Origin of the sequence: Mesorhizobium sp. M7A.F.Ca.CA.002.04.1.1, from assembly GCF_004022805.1 — a bacterium.
Lineage (GTDB): Bacteria > Pseudomonadota > Alphaproteobacteria > Rhizobiales > Rhizobiaceae > Mesorhizobium > Mesorhizobium ciceri.
The window spans coordinates 1-4,707 of record NZ_RZPL01000455.1 but is presented as its reverse complement, the minus strand read 5'-3'; the positions used below and the strand labels follow the sequence as shown (position 1 = coordinate 4,707).

At 62.0% G+C, this 4,707-nt stretch carries 4 protein-coding genes; 3 read left to right on the top strand and 1 reads right to left on the bottom strand.

Annotated features, from left to right (window positions below):
* Window positions 1-3,018 (top strand): methionine synthase (metH, locus tag ENZ75_RS21515; protein WP_128278299.1); only part of this gene is annotated, 3,018 nt, incomplete at its 5' end.
* An 85-nt stretch (window positions 3,019-3,103) separates the two neighbouring features.
* Here the strand turns inward: metH and ENZ75_RS21510 are convergent.
* Window positions 3,104-3,508 carry a VOC family protein gene (locus ENZ75_RS21510; RefSeq protein WP_013530216.1) on the bottom strand — a complete coding sequence of 135 codons (405 nt, stop codon included), beginning with the start codon at window positions 3,506-3,508 and terminating at the stop codon, window positions 3,104-3,106.
* A 102-nt stretch (window positions 3,509-3,610) separates the two neighbouring features.
* Between ENZ75_RS21510 and ENZ75_RS21505 the strand changes: the two genes are divergently transcribed.
* Entirely contained in the window at window positions 3,611-4,243 is a 633-nt protein-coding gene (locus ENZ75_RS21505; RefSeq protein WP_024504795.1) for a TetR/AcrR family transcriptional regulator, read from the top strand.
* Window positions 4,244-4,407: 164 nt separating this feature from the next.
* Window positions 4,408-4,707 (top strand): multicopper oxidase domain-containing protein (locus ENZ75_RS21500; protein ID WP_164887910.1); only part of this gene is annotated, 300 nt, incomplete at its 3' end.

Below are 4,707 nucleotides of genomic sequence, written 5' to 3'. Positions count from 1 at the left end.
AACTGCGCGCTCGGCGCCAACGCCATGCGAGCGCATCTGGCCGAAATATCCGGTGTCGCCGACACCTTTGTCTGCGCTTATCCGAATGCCGGCCTGCCCAACGAATTCGGCCGGTATGACGAAAGCCCGGACTTCATGGCCGCCCAGATCGAGGATTTCGCGCGTGAGGGACTGGTCAATGTCGTCGGCGGCTGCTGCGGCTCGACGCCGGAGCACATCCGCGCCATCGCCGAGGCGGTGCGGAAGTATCCGCCGCGCGCCATTCCGGACATTGAGCCCAGGATGCGCCTGTCCGGGCTGGAGCCATTCACGCTCACCGACGAGATCCCCTTCGTCAATGTCGGCGAGCGAACCAATGTCACCGGCTCGGCCAAGTTCCGGAAACTGATCACGGCGGGCGACTATGTCGCCGCGCTCGACGTCGCCCGCGACCAGGTCGCCAACGGCGCGCAGATCATCGACATCAACATGGACGAGGGTCTGATCGATTCGAAGAAGGCCATGGTCGAATACCTCAACCTGATCGCCGCCGAGCCGGACATCGCCCGCGTTCCTGTCATGGTCGACAGTTCGAAATGGGAGATCATCGAAGCCGGCTTGAAATGCGTGCAGGGCAAGCCGCTGGTCAACTCCATCTCGATGAAGGAGGGCGAAGAAGCCTTCCTGCATCATGCCAGGCTGGTCCGCGCCTATGGCGCCGCCGTCGTCGTCATGGCCTTCGACGAGGATGGCCAGGCCGACACCAAGGCGCGCAAGGTCGAGATCTGCACCCGCGCCTACAAGCTCCTCACCGAGCAGGCCGGCTTCCCGCCCGAGGACATCGTCTTCGATCCCAACGTGTTCGCCATCGCCACCGGCATCGAGGAGCACGACAATTACGGCGTCGACTTCATCGAGGCGGCCGGCGAGATCACCGCCACGCTGCCGCATGTCCACATTTCTGGCGGCGTGTCGAACCTGTCTTTCTCGTTCCGTGGCAACGAGCCGGTGCGCGAGGCCATGCATGCCGTATTCCTTTACCATGCCATCCAGCGCGGCATGGACATGGGCATCGTCAATGCCGGCCAGCTCGCCGTCTACGATACGATCGAGCCTGATCTGCGCGAGGCCTGCGAGGATGTCGTGCTCAACCGCGCGCCCAAGGCCGGCGGCACCGCCACCGAACGCATGCTGGAGATCGCCGAACGCTTCAAGGGCACGGCCGGCAAGGAAGCGCAGGAGCGCGATCTCGTCTGGCGCGAATGGACTGTCGAACAGCGGATCAGCCATGCGCTGGTCAACGGCATCACCGAATTCATCGACGCCGACACCGAGGAAGCACGGCTTGCCGCCGAGCGGCCGCTGCATGTCATCGAAGGCCCGCTGATGGCCGGCATGAACGTCGTCGGTGATCTGTTCGGCGCGGGAAAGATGTTCCTGCCGCAAGTGGTGAAGTCGGCGCGGGTAATGAAGCAGGCGGTGGCTGGACTGCTGCCGCACATGGAAGCCGAGAAGCTGGCAAACGCCGCCAACGGCATCGACAATGGCGAACGCAAAACGGCCGGAAAAATCCTGATGGCGACGGTCAAGGGCGATGTCCATGACATCGGCAAGAACATCGTCGGCGTGGTTCTCGCCTGCAACAATTACGAGATCATCGATCTCGGCGTCATGGTGCCGGCGGCCAGGATCCTGCAGACGGCGCGCGAGCAAAATGTCGATATCATCGGCCTGTCCGGCCTGATTACGCCGTCGCTGGACGAGATGGCGCACATGGCCGCCGAGATGGAGCGTGAAGGCTTCGACATTCCGCTGCTGATCGGCGGCGCGACGACCAGCCGCGTGCACACGGCGGTGAAGATCCACCCGCGCTACAGCAAGGGGCAGACGGTCTATGTCACCGACGCCAGCCGCGCGGTCGGCGTGGTCTCATCCTTGCTGTCCAACGAGAGCAAGCGCGGCTTTGTCGATACGGTGCGCGCCGAATACAAGAAGGTCGCCGATGCGCATGCCCGCTCGGAAGCCGACAAGCAGCGTTTGCCGCTGGCCAAGGCGAGGGCCAATGCGCATCGGATAGACTGGTCCGAATATGAGCCGCCGAAGCCGTCCTTCACAGGCGTGAAGGTGTTCGAGAACTGGGACCTGACCGAGCTCGCGCGCTACATCGATTGGACGCCGTTCTTCCAGACCTGGGAGCTGAAGGGCCGCTATCCCAAAATACTCGAAGACGAGGCGCAAGGTGCCGCCGCACGCCAGCTGTTCGAGGATGCGCAGGCGATGCTGAACAAGATCATCGCCGAGAAATGGTTCGCGCCGCGCGGCGTCATCGGCTTCTGGCCGGCCAACACCGTCGGCGACGACATCAGGCTGTTTACGGACGAGAAGCGGTCGCAGGAACTGGCGACGTTCTTCACCTTCCGCCAGCAACTGACCAAGCGCGACGGCAAGGCCAATGTTGCCCTGTCGGATTTCGTCGCGCCGCCGGAGTGCGGCAAGGCCGATTACATCGGCGGCTTCATCGTCACCGCCGGCATCGAGGAGGTGGCGATCGCCGAACGCTTCGAACGCGCCAACGACGACTATTCCTCGATCATGGTCAAGGCGCTGGCCGACCGCTTCGCCGAAGCCTTTGCCGAGCGCATGCATGAGAAGGTGCGCAAGGAATTCTGGGGCTACGTGCCAGACGAATCGTTGGCGCCGGACGAGCTGATCGGCGAACCCTATCGCGGCATCCGACCGGCGCCCGGCTATCCGGCTCAGCCCGACCATACGGAGAAGGCGACTTTGTTCCGGCTGCTCGACGGCGAAGGCAATGCCGGCGTGAGACTGACCGAAAGCTATGCGATGTGGCCGGGTTCATCCGTCTCGGGGATCTATCTGGCGCATCCCGAAAGCTATTATTTCGGCGTCGCCAAGATCGAGCGCGACCAGGTCGAGGATTATGCGCGCCGCAAGGCGATGCCGTTGGTCGAGGCCGAGCGCTGGCTTGGCCCCATCCTCAACTACGTGCCGGCACACTATGCCGAGGCGGCTGAATAGCCGATGCCGGCGCGCCTGACGGGAGCGACAGGCGAATGCCGGTCGCTTCTCCATTGTCATCCTGGCCCGCTTCGATTCCTGTGGGCTATTGCATGGCCGACGGGTTCATCCACAGCAGCTCCCAGACGTTGCCGTCCGGATCTTCGATGTGGCGGTTGAACATGAAACCAAGATCCTGCGCCGGGTTGGGATCGGCGCGACCGCCTGCCGCCACGCCCTTCTCGATTACGACATTGACCTCGTCCTTGCTGTCGACGGTGAGTGCGATCAACATCTGGCTGTCCCGCTTGGGGTCGCCGATCGGGCGCGCTGTGAACTGGCTGTAATGCTGGTGCGTCAGCAACATGACCCCGATCGAGTCTGAGAACATGATCGAGCTGGACTGGTCGCTCGAGAACTGCGGGTTCAGCGTGCCCCCGATCGCGAGATAGAACTTGGTCGCCGCCTGCAGATCGCGTACCGGTAGATTGAGGAAGATCATTTTGGTCATCGGTCTAAGCCTTGCTGCCGTTGATGGGTACTAGCCAGTCTAGTACTGTAACTATGGCTACCATGCGGGAACGGTACCGTCTAGTACTGGTTGAGAGGCGCTATGAAAATTGATGGTGAGACCAGGTCGGCTCGCAAGGATCGTGAAATCATTGAAGCGGCTACGGCCGCCTTCATCGCCAAGGGCTATGATGGAACCAGCATGGAAGAGATCGCCACCAAAGCAGGCGCATCCAAGCAGACTGTCTACAAGCATTTCACGGACAAGGAGACGCTTTTCGGCGAAGTCGTCGAGTCCACCGCCAGCCAGACCAACGATGTCGTCGAGTCGGTGACGATGCTGCTTTCCGAGGCGAAATTCATGGAGGGTGGGCTACAGCAGCTTGCCCGACGCATGACAACGACGCTGATGGACGAAGAGCTGCTGAAGCTGCGGCGTCTGATTATCGCCAACGCGGATCGGATGCCGCAGCTTGGCCGGAGCTGGTATGAAAAAGGTTTTGAACGCATGCTTGCCTCGGTGGCATCATGCTTTCAAAAGCTTACCAGTCGAGGCCTGTTGCAGACCAGCGATCCCCGTCTGGCGGCCAGCCATCTCTTCGGAATGCTTCTCTGGATCCCAATGAACGAAGCCATGTTCACCGGAAGCAACCCGCGTTCGAAGGCGGATCTCGAGCGGCACGCCGATGCTTCGGTCGAAGCATTCCTTGCCGCCTATGGGGCGCGGCCGAAATAGTCGCGCGCCGCTCCGCCAGCGACGCTTATTGTGGTCGATTGTCCGTCCACGCCAGCATCTTTTGCTTAAGGCCGGTGGCGGAGTCGGTTTAGGCACAGGGTGCTCGCTTACGATCCAAGGCTGCGATAAACCCAGGGCAGCCGTCTTTGCAGCTGGAGCGTCAAATGACCGTACTCACCCGACGCCGGCTTTTGAAAACGGCAGCGATTGCCGGCGCAGGCGGGGTCGGGCTTTCGGCCATGGGCCGGCTTGGTGGCTGGGCCGCTGCCATGCCTGAGCCGGTGGTTTTGCAGACGGCAAAGATCCAGGCGAAGCTGATGGATATCGGCCAGACCAGGGATGTGCTGACCTATGGCAACGCCGGAATGCCGCCCGTGCTCAGAATGAAAAAAGGCCAGCCCTTCGCTGCACGCCTTGTCAACGCGATCGACGATCCGACGACGATCCACTGGCACGGTATTCGC